9 protein-coding genes and 1 pseudogene are annotated in these 15,645 nt (G+C 59.1%); 1 reads left to right on the plus strand and 9 read right to left on the minus strand.

Annotated features, from left to right (window positions below):
• Positions 1-24 precede the first annotated feature (24 nt).
• The 5 genes and pseudogenes from PQR42_RS34555 to PQR42_RS34575 form a co-directional block, all read right to left on the minus strand.
• Positions 25-2,349, minus strand: coding sequence for a hydantoinase B/oxoprolinase family protein (locus tag PQR42_RS34555; RefSeq protein ID WP_408494831.1), 2,325 nt, complete (start codon positions 2,347-2,349; stop codon positions 25-27).
• A gap of 10 nt (positions 2,350-2,359) precedes the next feature.
• A complete protein-coding gene (locus PQR42_RS34560; RefSeq protein ID WP_408494833.1) occupies positions 2,360-4,507 on the minus strand; it encodes a hydantoinase/oxoprolinase family protein in 2,148 nt (715 codons plus the stop codon).
• A 298-nt stretch (positions 4,508-4,805) separates the two neighbouring features.
• Positions 4,806-6,833, minus strand: coding sequence for a sigma-54-dependent Fis family transcriptional regulator (locus tag PQR42_RS34565; RefSeq protein ID WP_408494835.1), 2,028 nt, complete (start codon positions 6,831-6,833; stop codon positions 4,806-4,808).
• Between the two features lie 1,245 nt (positions 6,834-8,078).
• Positions 8,079-9,115: pseudogene (locus PQR42_RS34570) on the minus strand (IS110 family RNA-guided transposase).
• Positions 9,116-9,292: 177 nt separating this feature from the next.
• Entirely contained in the window at positions 9,293-10,120 is an 828-nt protein-coding gene (locus tag PQR42_RS34575) for a 2-hydroxyacid dehydrogenase (RefSeq protein ID WP_408494900.1), read from the minus strand.
• Positions 10,121-10,164: 44 nt separating this feature from the next.
• On the opposite strand from PQR42_RS34575, the gene PQR42_RS34580 reads away from it, so the two are divergent.
• Positions 10,165-10,899, plus strand: coding sequence for an IS6 family transposase (locus PQR42_RS34580; protein WP_408494837.1), 735 nt, complete (start codon positions 10,165-10,167; stop codon positions 10,897-10,899).
• A gap of 98 nt (positions 10,900-10,997) precedes the next feature.
• Here the strand turns inward: PQR42_RS34580 and scpA are convergent, their stop codons facing one another.
• From scpA to PQR42_RS34600, 4 genes are all read right to left on the minus strand, one after another.
• Complete coding sequence (gene scpA / locus PQR42_RS34585; RefSeq protein WP_408494902.1) at positions 10,998-13,139, minus strand: methylmalonyl-CoA mutase; 2,142 nt, start codon at positions 13,137-13,139, stop codon at positions 10,998-11,000.
• Positions 13,136-13,984 (minus strand): Pnap_2097 family protein, encoded by an 849-nt coding sequence (locus PQR42_RS34590; protein ID WP_408494839.1) that lies wholly within the window; start codon positions 13,982-13,984, stop codon positions 13,136-13,138. Before PQR42_RS34590 ends, scpA begins: the two co-directional genes overlap by 4 nt.
• Positions 13,985-13,988: 4 nt before the next feature.
• On the minus strand, positions 13,989-15,290 hold the full coding sequence (locus PQR42_RS34595) for an MSMEG_0569 family flavin-dependent oxidoreductase (protein ID WP_408494841.1): 1,302 nt from the start codon (positions 15,288-15,290) through the stop codon (positions 13,989-13,991).
• A gap of 69 nt (positions 15,291-15,359) precedes the next feature.
• Positions 15,360-15,641 carry an MSMEG_0570 family nitrogen starvation response protein gene (locus PQR42_RS34600; protein ID WP_408494843.1) on the minus strand — a complete coding sequence of 94 codons (282 nt, stop codon included), beginning with the start codon at positions 15,639-15,641 and terminating at the stop codon, positions 15,360-15,362.
• Positions 15,642-15,645 lie beyond the last annotated feature (4 nt).

A 15,645-nucleotide genomic window follows, 5' to 3' on the forward strand; every position in this document is an offset into this window, starting at 1 on the left:
GTTAAATATCGACGCCAGCGCCGGTTACTCTTCGACCTGAATCACTGTTGTCACGTCAGGCAGCAAGGACAGATCCATTCGGTATTTCGATCCGTAGGACGGCACATCCAGCTCTGCTTCCGTCATGTTCCAGTCGGCAGGCAGATCCCAGAACTTCCTGAAGTCGTTGAGGAATTTCTCCGACAACCCGAAGCTGGTCGCGAACATGTGACGCACCGGGCGCGAAGCATGTTTGGTGAGGACGCGCTCGCGCTCTTCCTTCATCCACTCCCGCGTCGGCAGCGAGCGGGCGAGCCGCTCCTTGCGGATTTCGCCACGATGCTTCAGGGTCGCTTGCGCATCGACTGCCCACACCCCCGCTGCGTCCTGCGACAGCACCGCGCCGTACACCTTCTCGGCAAATTCGGGGAGCAGGAAACCGTTGTTGAGATCCTTCGCGATGGCTTCCGTTTCCCGATCGAGCGGATCGCCAAAGCCCGGACCTCCGCGCAGGTAATTGAGGTACAGGTCGTGGTTTTCGTAGCAATCCTCGGTCGTCATGCATTGCTTGTCGCGCTTGACCTTGGAGGTCGCATCGATGTGCCGCTCGTAGTCCGGCGCGTCGGGGTTGGTGTCGCCACCGAGCGGCAGCGACAGCCCCTGCGCAATGCGCTCTTTCAGGCCCGTCTTGTGCGCTTCGAACCTGTAGCCGGTGGCAGATGGATAGCCGCCCATGAACCCCCAGTCGCTGTTCATATAGCCGTTGCCCATGAAGAACATGGTCCAGTCCTGGGCCTTCCACACCATGCGCAGGGTTTCGAAACCGCACCCGCCGCGGTACTTGCCATAGCCGCCAGAATTGGCCTTCACGTTGCGTCCGAGATAGAGCAGCGGCTCAGCCATCTCCCAGATCTCGATGTCGCCCATGTCGCCTTCGGGGTTCCAGATTGCCGCGGCATGATTGAGGCCGTCCTTGATCGCGCCGGCGCCGGTTCCGCATGAGGAGGCCTCGAAGCTGTTGACCGCGTGCACCTCGCCATCCTGGTTGATGCCCCCGCCTTGCAGCCAGTTCGACGTATTGGCATTGCCTGCATTGACCTCTTCGAGATAGCCGCGGCTGAAGTACGCCTGGCCGAGCCCCCGCCACATGGCGCTCCATCCCGATACCAGGAAGTGCCACGCATAGGCGTGCCCCGTACGGCGGTCGTCCGGATTCATCCAGGTGCCCTTCGGCAAGCGGAACTCCGTGCCGAAGTAGGCACCGTCGTTGATGCGCTGGGTCGGCACCAGCGTCTGGGTCATCATGACCCAGATGCCGCTCGTGAAGGCCACGTGGTGAGCGTTATAAGTGTGCCATCCCCAGCGGCTCGCGCCTTCGAAATCCAGCCGCCATGTGGCATCGGGCCGGATCGTCATTTCCACCGGCGAGTGCATGATGGTGTCGATCTTGGCAAAGGCCGAGGGCGTCTGGATATCCTCGTGGGCGTACGGCACATCCACAAAGGCCACCTTGCGATACTTGCCGGGCAGGGTCATTGCCTTGATGCGGCTTTGCAACCCGCGACGGCCCTCTTCGATGACCTCGTAACTGAACTTCTCGTAGGCTTCGAGTCCCTCGGTGGCAATGATCTCCTCGACCATGTCGCGGACCATGTGACAACCGGCGATCCGGGTGCGCTCGTCGAGGATCCAGTATTTCGGCGTGCGCACCGAACGCTGGCTTTCATGCAGCCAGTCGCGCAGCGGCTGGTCGTTCACGCCCGTCTTGCGACAGGTGATCTGGTAGCCGTCGCCGAAACGCTGGACCTGGCCCGTCGACATGGAACCGGGCGTCACCGCGCCGGTGTCGATCACGTGGGTCACGCCGCCCACCCAGCCGATCAGCTTGCCGGCCCAGAAGATCGGCACGATCGTCGCGATGTCGCAAGGATGGACGTTGCCGATCGAGCAGTCGTTATTGGTGAACATGTCGCCAGGGTTGATGCCCGGGTTGTCCTCCCAATTGTTCTCGATCATGTACTTGATCGCGGCCCCCATGGTGCCGACGTGAATGATGATGCCGGTGGAGGTCAGCACGCAGTCGCCGACCGCGTTGTACAGGGTGAAGCACAGTTCCCCTTCCTGCTCCACGATCGGCGACGCGGCGATCTTCTTCGCGGTTTCGCGAGCGTGCACCAAACCGCCGCGGATCTTGGAGAACAGTTTCTCGTAGCCGATCGGGTCCTTCTCGCGCAACTCGAGCCGGGCGAGTCCGTTGTAATGGCCCGTCGTACGCGTACGCTCCATGATCTCGCCGCGATACGCTTTCAGGGTCTTGCCGTTGGCAAGCAGATCGGCCTGGCCGACTTCCTTGGATGACATGATGTTCATTTGCGTCTCCTCACTTCACTTCTTGCAGGTGGAACAGACGATGCTTGTCGAGCGTGGTTTCGAAGCCATCGGGAACGACGAAGGTGGTGGATGCGGACTCGATGATCGCCGGCCCCACGATGTGGTTACCCGCCATGAGCGCCTCCATCTGCCAGACATCGGCTTCCACCCAAGTCTTGTGGCGATAGAACGGGCGCTTGCCTAGACGCGCGGATTGAGGCGGTGTAACGCCTGCCTCCGGGTCTTCGGGCAGCACCGGCTTCTGGGTGGCGACAAGGCCTCGCATGATCGCGCCTGTAGCGCTGAAGCCCAGTTCTGGTGAGCGGGCAGAACTCGCGTACACCCGGGAGTAGGTCTCCTCGAACGCGTCGGTGATCTTTTCCCAGTCCGCTGCGGTGGCAGCGCCACTGATTGGCGAAGTGATCTCCAGATCGTTCAGTTGCCCCATGTACTGCATCCGGTAGCCGGGCAACAGCGTGATGTCCTCCAGCTTGAAGCCGTTGATGACGAACTCCTCGACAACCTTGTCCGCCAATTCCTTCCACGCTTCCTGGATGACCGCAGAAGCCGCCGCTTTCTCTTCGTCCGGAGCGTCCGGTGCGACTGCGATATCCACGCTCTTGTCGTAGCGGTACTCGAAGTCAGCGCACGCGCAACCGAAGGCAGAAAATCCGGCTGCCCATGCGGGGACAATCACATCCTTGAAGCCGAGGCCTTCCGTATATCCGTAGGTATGCACTGGCCCGGCCCCGCCGTACGAGAAGCACACGAAGTCCGTGGGGTTATAGCCTTTCGCGCTAATGTTGGCTCGCAGGTACTCGTGCAGGCTGAGATCGAGCAGTTCGATCACGCCCGCGGCGGCGTCTTCCACGGAGAGCCCAAGCGGATCAGCGATCTGGGTCTTGATGTGCTGGCGGGCACGTTCGACATCGAGCTTGATGGCTCCGCCGAGGAAGTTGTTGGGGTTGAGATAACCCAGCACGACGTGGCAGTCGGACACCGACACCGTATCGAGCCCGCTTTCAGGCCAGCACGTGCCGACGCGATAACCCGCGCTATCCGGTCCGAGCTTGATGGAACCGCTATACGGGTCGAGCCGCACAAAGCTGCCGGCGCCTGCCCCCACCGAATCCATTGCCACGAGCGGCAACGACAGCACGAGACGGGCCATGTCCGGATCGGAGGCAATCGCAAAGTTGCCCTTGGTGATCAGCGCCATGTCGAAACTGGTGCCGCCGATATCGCTGCATGCGATGTTCTCGTAGCCTAGTCTCTCGCCAAGCAGCCGCGACCCGATCACCCCCCCAATCGGACCGGAGACGATCGTGCGGGCAAGTTCCTTGGCCTTCCAGCTGATCGTCCCGCCATGCGTGGCCATCACCCGCAGGTCGAACTTCGCTCCGTGCTTCCTGAAGCGGTCGCTGACCTTTTTCAGTGTTTGCCGGGACGGTTCGGCCGCGTAGGCTTCGAGAATGGTGGTGTTGGTGCGATGGCTTTCCTTGCGCGACGGATAGTAGTCAACCGACGCAAAGACCGGGATGTCCGCACCGATTTTCTTCAGTTCGTCGCGACATACATCACGGGCGCGTTTTTCACTCGACTCATTCTTGTGGGACTGCAGGAGACAAATGACAATCGCCTTCGATCCGGCGTTCACGAGTTCCCGCGTTGCCTTGCGCACTTCATCTTCGCGCAGGGGAATCACGATTTCACCCTGAACATCGGTGCGTTCCGTCACACCCCGGGTGCGCGAAAGCGGGACAAGCGGTTCGTCGTAGCGGTGGGTGTTGAGGTGGATTCGTTCTTCCAGCGCGTAGCCGAGATAACTCTGGATGGCCCGCCCCATCGAGTGAATCTGTTCGAAGCCGCGATTGCAGATAAGTCCCACGTCCAGGCCCTTGCGCTGAACGACGCGATTGAGCATCGCCGTTCCGGAATAGACGCAGGTCACCAGTTCGGGATACACCTCATCGACCTCACGGCTCCACTGTGCCAGCGCATCATGCGACGACTCCAGAATCGCCAACGACTCGTCTGCGGGATTGCTTTGGGCTTTACCAACCACGAACCGGCCATCCGAGCGCACGAAGAAGGTATCGGTCATCGTGCCACCGGCATCGATGCCCAGTACCTGGACGTGTGAAAGTTGCTGTTCCATTAGTGTCTCCAGCTCTCCTTGATTGAACATCGCCTCAACGGGGAGGCGCGATGTGAAGCGAGTGTTGCGATTCGCTTCGGAGGAGTTAAAGGCAAGGGATATGCCAATGACCGCCGAATCGGCGGCTTACCGGCAAACTACTGAATGGATTGGCTTTTCCGGGAACTATCGGCGCGCTCGCGGTGAACGAGACGCTCGCGCAACGACCGGTTCCTGAACGGTCGGCCGTTTGGAGAGCGGAATTCGAACGCAGGTCTGACGGGGAGCGTGACGTGCGGGAAGTCGACCAGGTTCAACGTTACCGGCTGACACGCCGGGTGATCCCGAGGTCGTGCGCAAGCGCGTACTTCCTGATCTTCTGATAGAGCGTGCTTTTCGCTATGCCAAGCTGCGCGGCCGCCTGGGTCAGGTTGCCGTGACTTTGCTGGATCGCAAAACGAATCGACTCTGCTTCCGCCATTTCCAGCGACCGGACCTTTTGGCGCGCAAGTGCAGACAACCCAGAGGACGCCGTATCTCGAGCACCCCCAGAAGAAACAGTCGAGGCGCCGATTTCGGGCGGCAGCTCTGCGGCTGTAATGATTCCGTTGCGGGCCATGAGTACCGCGCCCTCAATCGCATTTCGCATCTCGCGGACGTTACCTGGCCAGGTGTAGTTCAGCAGGCATCCATATGCCACGTCGTCAAAGACGGCATGGGTTACGCCGTACCGCTCGCGCGAGACACTCAACCAATGCTCGATCATCTCTGGCAAATCCGTCTTGCGTTCGCGCAGCGGCGGTATGGAGATGTTCGTGACGGCCAGCCGGTAATACAGATCCATGCGGAATTTCCCGTCAGCGACTTCTGCACGCAGGTCGCGATGCGTTGCGGCGATCAGACGGAAGCTGACCTTGCGAGCTGTGTTTTCACCCAGCCGGTATATCTCCCCTTCTTCCAGCACCCGCAGCAGATGCGGCTGGATGTCGAGTGGCATTTCGCCGATCTCGTCGAGGAACAGCGTGCCTTGATTCGCCGCTTCGATTTTCCCTGTCATGCCTGACCTGCGTGCGCCGGTAAACGCGCCTTCGGCATAACCAAAAAGTTCACTGCTCAACAGATCGCGGGACAAGCCACCGCAGTTCAGTGCGACGAAGGGACCGTTTGCCCTCGAGCTGGCCTGGTGGATGCCTTGCGCGAACAACTCCTTGCCAACGCCGGTTTCGCCCAGGAGCAGTACCGGGACCGAAGCTTTGGCCAGTTGCTGCGCCTTCTGGATAGCCGTCCGCAGTGCGGGGCTCGTGCCCATAATGCGAGAGAACGCCGCGGCAGGCGTGGGCTCGGCGACCGGCATCGCGTCAGACAACGGAGCGGCGCGCCGACTGGCAGCCGGCGCAATCAACATGAAGCCGAGCGTGTCGGCGCCTTCAGTGACGCGTTCAATTCGTGCGAGAAGCAACCACGCCGGTGATTGCGGCAACATGGAGCCACCCGCAATCCTGGCGATGTCCGGGATCGGAAAAGCGTTGTCCAGTGCGCCTGATACGCCAAGCCGTGCAAAGGCGGCTGACGCCTGTGGGTTGGCTCTGACGAGACGTCCGGACTCGTCCACCACGACGACGCCGTCCGTACGACCGGAGCAGTAAGCCATGCAACGCTCCATCAGGCGCAGACGGCGCTCCATTGCGAACTTCCCAAGCCGGCTCTCGATACGCCCGGCCATCGAGACGATAAACGCCAGGCTATGCTGGCTGTAGGTTTGCGCAAGCCCCGAGACATCGAGTACGCCGAGTACGGTGCCGTCGAGCGGATCGCGGATCACCGTAGCTGAGCAAGTCCATTGCTTGATACCCGCGCAGAAATGCTCCGAACCATGGATCTGCACCGGTTGCTGCAAAGCGAGTGCCGTGCCGATCGCGTTGGTGCCACAACTGAGCTCGGTCCAGTTACAACCCGGTATCAACCGGACCTCGCCGGCGGGTTCAACGATGCGCGTGTCGCCGGCCAGTTCGAGGATCATGCCGTCCGGATCCGCGAGCAGCAGAATGGTCCCCGTCTGCGAAACGAACTCGCGTGTCTGCTGGATAAGCGGCACGCTAGCATGCATCAGGCGGTCGTTCCTGACGCGCAAGTCGAACAGAGCCCCTTCTTCCAGCGGTAGTGGGGCGCCTGCCGCATCGGGAGCCACCCGGCCATCAAGGCAGCGATGCCAGGAATCGTCAACGACCCCACGAAGGGCACCAGAGGGCGGCTTGTCACCTTGAATCAAACGCTCCCACGCCGCCATGACGCTGGCGTCCCGATCGGGACTGGAAAACCAGTCCATTGGCGAGCCTGTCTCTTTCATGCTGTCTCCGTGTGAGCACGAGTACCTCACCCCATCAGAGGGTTCGCCTTATGGCGTTTTCTTTTTGCCTGTGACGGCGATGGCCTCGGTCGACATCGCGCCGCCCCCGGCGCGCGCCGCGAGCGCCGAGGCACGTTCGGCGGTTCGAACGAAGCGGTTTCGAACGCCTCACCGCCAGGCGCAGGCCGCGGCGCGATTGGACCCGTCCGTCGCGCCACGCCTTGACGCCGCGGGTGTGCCCATCAGCGATCGACTACGACGCACTCGCCCCGCAGCCGCGGGCCCTCCGTCTGAATTCTATGCCCGAAATACAGCACCGTCCGGAAATCGAACGCTTTGCGCAACTGATACCCGTTAAAAGCGCCAACCAACTGACAAAAATACCTACCAAATCAATGACTTGATGTCACAGCGGCGATGCTGGCATGGCCCATGCGGTTAGCTGGGCGAGGGCGAGCCGCAAGACTGTTTCAGCGCTCGGTCTCGTAGCAGAAAAGCGGTCGCCGTTTGCGCGATGACAAAGAGGTCAAAGGAGAAGACGATGAACACCGGTCAGAGGTCCCTGCGTTTGCTGGTCGAAAAGTGGCTGGCGCCCACTCCTGCGATTCCGGCTCACGTCACGCGGTTTAGTCGCATGGGTACGAATCAGAGGCGCTATGTGCGCGTTGAAGCGCAACATCCGACTGGCTTGCTTGCGTTTTTTTTCTTCAGACACGATGACGGTTCGTGGTGTGTATTCCCACCCGGCACGGAAAGGCCGACCATGAAAGTGTGATCGCCCTCGGCGGGGTTGTGTCGCGATAATGGCGGCAAGGCAAGAAAATGCCGCAATGACAAGGAGTCCTTGCGACACCAACGAATAGAACTCTCGGACTCAAGAATACTACTGCACTCGCCGTCTGGAATGCTTCCTATTCAATAAATAAGGCATTCTCTGTATTGGAGACGTCTCGGCTTCACCGGCTGTTTGCACCATGTATGGACGACTCCCAGTTGTCAAGCAGTCTGACTCTCTGGCATTGGGTCGAGGTTGCAGCCATGTATCCGGGCTCGATTCGCAGCGCTCGCTGCAGGCCCACGATGAATATCCGCGAGTGGGTACCCCATCAGAGCCACGGGCTTGATTGCCCTTGGTGCAAAGCGGGTTTGGCCCACCACGGTCCGACCGTTCTGTCATCGAATTGAAGTCTGCTCAAGCAACCTCTGGAAGGTAGGTGTTGTTCTTACGCTTAGAACCTGGGCCTGTTAAACCGTCACGTCAGTTCGCACGGGAACATGGCTAACCTGGTAGACCTGCTTGCGTATTAGCAAGGCCCACGCCGTTCGGGCGTTCTTTGCTGCAAGCGCGACGGCAGCGATGTTTTTGTGCCGGCGTCGACATAGTTTCATGACCCACGAATCGTTCATTTCAGGCTTATTGGCTGCCATACGAATAACAGCGCGAGCGCCGTGAATCAGAAGTGTTCGTAGTGCTGTATCACCACGCTGATGCCGTGCAGGTTTACCTTCCCGCCCGAACCTGTCTGCTTCGACACAAGCCCCACCCACGCGGCAAACTCCCGTCCCGACCTGAACGCCTTCGCGTCACCCATCATCGCGACTGCCGCCGTCGCCGTCAGCAGCCCAACGCCCGGAATCTCGCTGATCGCCTTAACTGCCTTGTCTTCCTTCTTCCACTCGCGCATACGGCGTTCGATCTCCGTTACCTGCTCGTCGAGCTTCGTCAGTCCGTTCCACTGTTCGCGAAACGTATCGACCAACACAGCGGGCAGACGCTCCTCAATCCGTTCGAGCACGGCGGGTATTTCTTTGGCCAGCTTCTCCCCGCCTTTGCTCATGATCTCGGCGTATTCCGTCAGCAGCCCTCGCAGGTTATTGATCTGCATCGTGCGAAACTTGATCAGTTGCTGTCGCATCCTGTGCAACGCCAGCATCGCCTGCTGCATTTCCGTTTTCACGGCGACTGGTTTGCCCGGCTGCTGCACGGCCAGCCAGATCGCCCGCGCATCGGCAGCGTCGTTCTTGTTTCGTACATTGAATGCCTTTACGAACTCCGCAGGCATTAACTTGACCTCATGCCCCATCTTCGTAAGTTGCCGGGACCAGTGGTGCGCACCACTACATGCTTCCATCCCGATCAGACACCGCGCATGGTTTGCGAAGTGCTCAAGGAACTTCGCTCGCTTGATCGGCTTGTTCACAATCTCGCCGGTTTCCTGATCGACGTAATGCACCTGGAACACGTGTTTGGCGATATCCACGCCCACTGCCGTACAATTCACCACTGGTTCCTCCGATTGCCTTGGAAAACTTCGTATTTCCACGTGGGCACATCGATGCCGTTGGCCCGTGAGGATCCACTGCCTCGCCTTTCCTCCTACTCGGTCACGGGGTGGGACGCGTTCATTTCATTCTCTTCAATGAGTTCTTCTTAAACGGTTGACAGCCTCGACAAGCTATTACGCCGCGGAGCCCAATACTTCGGGGTTGATACAGGTCTGCGGCTTTTTGCCTTTCAGCACGCTGATGACGTTTTCCGTTGCGATCTTACCCATCGCAAGGCGCGTCTCGATCGTCGCGGAAGCGATGTGCGGTACGACAAGCACGTTATCGAGGCTGCTCAATCCTGGCTCGAGTTCGGGTTCGCGCTCAAACACGTCGAGCCCGGCCCCCCAAATTACCTTGTCGCGCAGCGCGGCAACCAGTGCCTTTTCATCGACCAGCGGACCGCGGGCTGCATTGATCAGGATGGCTGTCCGCTTCATCTTCGCAAGCTCGGCCGCGCCGATGTAATGCTGCGTTTCTGGCAGAAGCGGCAGGTGCAACGAGAGAAAATCCGACTCTCGCAGGAGCGTATCCTTGTCGACAAATGTCGCGCCGACCTGACGTTCGATTTCGGGATTGCGCTGTGCGTCGGTGTAGATCACCTTCATGTCGAAGGCGGCCGCCTTGCGCGCGAATTTCGATTCGATCCGACCCATGCCTGCGACACCCAGAGTCATGTTGTCAACGTCCTGGCCGATAAATGCCATCGGCGCCCACCCCTGCCACTTATCCGCACGCACGAAGCGTTCGGACTCAGAGATGCGCCGTGCTGTCGCAAGCATTAGCGCCCATGCATGTGTTGCCGTGGCGTCGTCAAGCACACCCGGCGTATTGGTCATGATCACGCCGCGTTGAGTCGCCGCCTGCAGGTCGAAGTTATTGAAGCCAACAGCGTAATTTGCGAAGATCTTGCATTGCGGGCCGGCGGCATCGAGCACTTCGCCGTCAATTGTGTCGGTCAGTAGGGCACTGTCACGTTGGCGGGGCGTTCACGTAACATGATGCGATGACGAAAACGAAATCGCTTTATCACGGCCACCGGTTCCCGGCGTCGATCATCAGCCATGCGGTGCGGTGGTATTTTCGGTTCCAGCTCAGCCTACGCGACATTGAAGAGTTGCTGTTCGAGCGCGGCGTGACGGTCAGCTACGAGACGATTCGCCGCTGGTGCGAGAAGTTCGGCGCGGGCTTTGCCCATCGGGTGAAAGCGGCGCGCTGCAAGTCGGGTAGCACGTGGCACCTAGACGAGATGTTCGTTACCCTGCGTGGCGAACCGTACCTGCTTTGGCGTGCAGTCGACGAGCACGGCGTCGAACTCGACATCTTGCTGCAAAAGCGTCGCGACAAGACCGCCGCCAAACGTTTCTTCAAGCGTGTACTGCGCTCGAACCCGGTGCCACGCAAGATCGTCACCGATCAATTGCGCAGCTATCCGGCAGCGAAAGCCGAAATCCCGGAGCTGGTCAACGTGAAGCACGTGTTCGTCAAGGCTGCGGCCCGTGTCAACAACCGTGCAGAGAACAGCCATCAGCCCACGCGGGAGCGCGAGCGGCGCATGCGAGCCTTTCGCGACCCGAAGCGCACGCAGGCTTTCCTGACGAGCTTCGGTCCGATCCGTCAGCACTTCGCACTGAAACGACATCTGCTGCGCGCTTCTCTCTATCGCAAACACCTTGCGGCCCGGTTCGCCGCATGGCGCGAATTTACCAACGTCACCCAAACTCCGTCGACTGCTTTCTGAGCCACAGTGCTTTATGCATCAACATCGACGAAGTTCCGTAAGTTGACAATGCCTGGTTTGAACCTCGCCAGGTCAGTCCACCGGAACCGACCTGGTTGCTAAAAGTCAATCGACTGAGTCTGGGCGGAATGCGTGCCGCGCGCGCTAGCCGCCCGCTCACGGATTCTTCGGCGCACCACTTCGACCAGCGACGCAACGATCGCTTCCATTGACATACCCGTCCCCAACACAGCTTCAATCCCGCGCCGTTTGAGACTTCGGGCGTGCTCGTCAGGGACGATGCCACCCAAGACAACTGGAATGGTCAAATTTCGCCGCTCCATCTCGCCAAATAAGTCAGAAACCAGGCCTAAGTGAGCTCCCGCCAGCGACGAAACACCCAGAACGTCGCACATTTCTGCACATGCAAAATCGACCACGGCGCAGGCCTGTCCGAACAATCCACCCATAACAACTCGGAATCCGGCGTCCGACAACGCGCTGCCGATCAACTTTATGCCCCTGTCATGCCCGTCTTGCCCAAGCTTTACAAGCAGGATACCCGGTGCGCGTCCTAACTCCGCTGCAAGTTCCCGCACAGCATCGCAGGCCCCCTCCCATCGACTGTCGCGCCCTCGCGCTGAAGCATATATGCCGTGGCTGATGCGCATGGCAGCTGAATACCGGGGCCAGACAGCCTCTAATGCCTTGATGCATTCGCCAACCGTCGCTCTTAGGCGCATGCAATCGATCGTTGCCTGCAGGAGATTTCCGCGCCGGGTCCGGGCGATTTCGGTGAGGTGCCTCAGGGAGTTGGTTACAGCACTCGCGTCACGATGGATCTTGACGCTATTGATCCGTCGCACCTGTTGGGTGCGCACATGCTGATTATCAATCACCATGCTCGGGACCGATACGGCAGTATCCGGGTCTGGTGATACAAAACGATTCAACCCGACGACGACCCGTTTTCCGGAGTCAGTTGACGCTTGCACTTCTGTTGCCGCCACCCCAATTTCGCGCTGCACCCACCCGGAATGGATCGCCTCCAGCACACCGCCCTGCTCCTTGATCTCGCCAAGCTTTTCCCGGACGCGGCGCGCAACCTGATCGGTAAGCGACTCCATCATGAACGAGCCCGCCCAGGGGTCCACTACGTCACACAGCCCCATTTCATGCTGAAGGATCAATTGCGTATCTCGAGCAAGCCGCGATGCATCGGCCGATGGGAGCGACAAGGCTTCATCGTACGCGTTAGTGTGAAGCGACTGCGTGCCACCGAATATTGCGGCCATCGCCTCGACGGTCGTACGGACAACATTGTTGTCGGCCTGCTGAGCGCTGAGCGAAAACCCCGAGGTCTGACAATGCATTCGCAAACCGCGAGCTTTCTCGGTCGATGCTCCGTATTGCGCCGCCAACTCAGACCAGATCAACCTGGCAGCGCGTAACTTGGCCGTCTCGACGAAAAACTGTTTTCCCACGCCAAAAAAGAAACTGATCCGCTCGCAAGCGAGATCGGCTGACATGCCGTTCGCGAGGAGTATCTCTACATACTTACAGGCGTTGGCAAACGTTAGTGCAAGCTCCAGCACTGCGTCAGCCCCCGCCTCATGAAAATGGTAGCCCGAGACAGAAAGAGTATTGAATCGTGGTGCCACCCTGGCAAGATGCTGAGCAACATCGCTCGTGATCCGCAACGATTCCTCTGGAGCAAAAATATAGGTATTTCGCACCATATATTCTTTGAGGATATCGTTCTGCACTGTGCCGGTCAGCCCGGAAACCTCCACACCACTTTCTTCGGCTGCAACAATATAAGCTGCCAGAACGGGCAGTACCGCTCCGTTCATGGTCATAGAAACTGAGACACGGTCCAAAGGGATGCCTTCAAATAGCCGAACCATGTCTTCAACGGTGTCGATGGCCACACCAGCCATGCCAACATCTGCATGAACGCCCGCGTCGTCGGAGTCGTAGCCCCTCTGAGTCGGCAGGTCGAATGCGACTGACAGACCTTGAGCCCCTTCCGCCAGAGCACGTCGGAACGCGAGGTTGGAATCAACAGCATCGGCATAACCCGCATACTGCCTGATTGTCCAAGGCTTACCGCTATACATCGACGCATGAACACCGCGTACGAACGGAGCCTCGCCGGGCAAGCTCTTCACATGCGGGATCCCAGAGATATCGCTCGCCGTGTAAAGAGGTTTCAGTTCGATCGTGCCGCTCACTTTCGGCAAACCTTTCCGGGCCGTCATGAATTTTTCCACCGTTTCTCGGTTATAACGTCGGCAATCTTCGCGCCGTCGCTCGCGCGCAAAACATGGCACCAGTGTGCAATTCCCCGCTTATCAATCCGCTTGCCGATCGTACGAACAAGGACGGAGTCTCCCAGATTGACGTTCCCGTAGAAGAACATGTCTCGGGCAGTCATTACGGGCGGCTCCTTGAACTTGTGAGTCTGCCACTCCGCTCTATCAACGAAAGCCTGAAAACTTGCAAAATAGAGCAGGTCGGCACCGTTGAAATCGCCGTTTGGACATGGATGGAATTCGCAAGATGAGACATATTGAGTATTCAAATTTGGCAGCAGCTCGCGCGAGATAGCTTCTCGGTTGCCCAGATCTGAGTTCCGTACCGCCTTACCCAAGGCAAACATCTCGGCAGCCTCCGCTGGCGGGTCGGCAATCTCCCCTGTCAGCGAAGTGAGCGTCGCTCTGGATATGGAACGGTTATTTCCCACTTCGCTACGCGTTACAAACGTTGACGACATTGAGACGCTGCAGTGCTCCTCCCCACGGGAGATCAACTCATGACGGCTGAAATGCCGTGCCTGACCGACTCTGCGAAGTGACGTGCGGATTTCGAAATCGTCGTTCTCACGCACTTTTTCAAATCCGGCAGTTCGGACACGAATCGCGGTGAACGCAGCGTAAGACCGTCGTCCGACATCGTCGAAGAAGTCCGGCCGCTCACGCTGGCCGTGACTCGCTAGCGCGTCCCAGTGCTTCTGTCCGCACTCCTTCAGAATCCAGTTTTCAGATATGCCGGTCAGGCTGAGTTGCGGCATGCCGGCACGATAGCCTTGCGTCGTCAGGTACATGACGTCACGCCGCCATGCTCTCTTGCTGTCCGCCAGCCGCCGAGCGAACCGAGACAATGTCGTCAACGATGTACTGCGCATCTCGCGAGATGCCCGAGAAGCGGCCTGAGCCCCATGTGTGCAACCACGGCAGACCCACGAAATACAACCCAGGCTGGGGTGTAATGCCACGATGATGAGCTGGATAGCCCCGACCGTTAAAGACCGGCGCATCAATCCAGCTGAAATCCGGACGGAAACCAATACACCAGATTACGCATTTGATGCCACTTCGAGCGAGATCGAGAGTCGTCCGTTCGCTTGCCGGACTCCATACAGGTTCGTACTTCTCACCCATAGGTGCGTCAATCCCGTTCTTCTCGATGAACGCGTCGATGCTTGAGTTGATGCGGTTGTAGACATCATCCGCGTCGTCGAGGTTAGCGATCAGATTTGGCGAGAATTTGAGCTGACCGTCCTGAAGCTCATCGAGTTGTCCGTACAATTCCATGCCTTCCGACGCAAACTTGCGCAGATCGATGTCGCGGCCTCCGTCGCGGCCGGTTACGTAGTGATTGGTGTTATCACGAACTCCTTCCCGCAAGGGATGCTTCTCGACTGGCATATCGTAATAGCGCATATCAGCGAGCCAATCCACAACGTCGCGGCCCCGATAAAAGCGAGCGCAGCGCGGCGCCTCGCCAACGGCGAGATAGACCTTTCGGCCGGCGAGTTGGAGGTCTTCTGCGATCTGTGCGCCCGATTGTCCCGAACCGACCACGAGCACAGCCCCTTCTGGAAGCGCTTCGGGACTTCGATATTCGGACGATTGCACCTGCAATACCTCGCCCGGGAGACGCTCAGCCATACGAGGCACGATTGGCGCGTGGTACCCGCCCGATGCCACGACGACCTGGTCAGCCGTGAAATCGCCACCCGTCGTCTCAACGGCATAAATGCCGTCATCTCCGCGCTTGACTCGAATGACACCGGTATTCTCAAGGACCGGAGGATTGACCTTCGCGATAAAGCCGTCCAGATACTCGATAATCTCGTCCTTCTTCATGAAGCCATGCGGGTCCGGCCCGCTATAGGGATGCCCGGGCAGAGCACATTGCCAGTTGGGCGTCACAAGGCAGAAGGCATCCCACCTTTGACTGCGCCAGGTATGGGTCACCGTCTTTTTCTCGACGACGGCGTGGTCGATCCCCGCCTGTTTCAGGTAGTAGCTCACAGACAAGCCGGCCTGGCCACCGCCGACCACGATTACGCTGTAATGGCCGGGCTCGATGTTCGGTTGGTTCGCTGTGACGTTTGAGAGGGACATTTTCTGTCTGCCTTTGATAGATGCGGTGAATGAAGGAGAACGCTCCGTCCTGTGGACGCAGATCGCCAGTCAACGAAGTTCGAGCACGGTGACAGCTGCGCTCTCGTCCGTGAAGCGCTCCGCCAGTTCCTCGATTTGTGCCAGCTGGTCCATGGCTGCGGAACAGGCGAATCCATACTTTTTTCGCACGCGCTCCGATGCGATGTTGAGGGCTTCCTTTGAGCGCGACACAAAATCCCGAACCGGGTAGTGAGTTCCAGGAGTGAAGAATTCGCTCACAATCACCGACGGCGAGTAGCAATCTATTTCGTGACCATCCGGCCACCGAACCTTGAAATGCATGACTGGCATAGCA

Origin of the sequence: Paraburkholderia sediminicola, from assembly GCF_046027355.1 — a bacterium.
Lineage (GTDB): Bacteria > Pseudomonadota > Gammaproteobacteria > Burkholderiales > Burkholderiaceae > Paraburkholderia > Paraburkholderia sediminicola_B.